General features: G+C 64.2%; 1 protein-coding gene. It reads right to left on the bottom strand.

Going from position 1 to position 349, the window contains the following annotated elements; translation table 11 throughout:
- A partial coding sequence (locus QSK20_RS31985; protein ID WP_352232337.1) for an RICIN domain-containing protein occupies window positions 1-349 on the bottom strand: 349 nt, incomplete at both ends.

Raw genomic sequence — 349 nt, 5'->3', positions numbered from 1 at the left:
CCCTGCACCTCCACCACCTTGTTGCTGTTGCGGTTGATCAGACGGACGTGGCCACCGTCGGAGTCGGCCAACCGGAACTGCTGGTTGGAACCGTTGCCGTCGGCCCACTGCACGATGTTGGCCCCGTTGGCGGTGGAGAAGTTGTAGACGTCCAGGACCTTGCCGGACAGCCGGGACCGCAGCCGGTAGTAGCCACCACCGGAGTCCACGAACTGCCACTGCTGCTGGTTGCCGTCGTTACGGGCCCACTGCACGATCCGCGCACCGTCGTTGGTCGCCAGGTTGTACACGTCCAACGCCTTGCCACTGTTCCGGTTCACCAACACGTACCAGGCGTTCGTGTCGACCG

The organism is Micromonospora sp. NBRC 101691 (genome assembly GCF_030269285.1).
GTDB classification, from domain to species: Bacteria; Actinomycetota; Actinomycetes; order Mycobacteriales; family Micromonosporaceae; genus Micromonospora; species Micromonospora echinospora.
The sequence above is the reverse complement of the archived record's forward strand: the minus strand, read 5'-3'. Positions and strand labels throughout refer to the sequence as shown.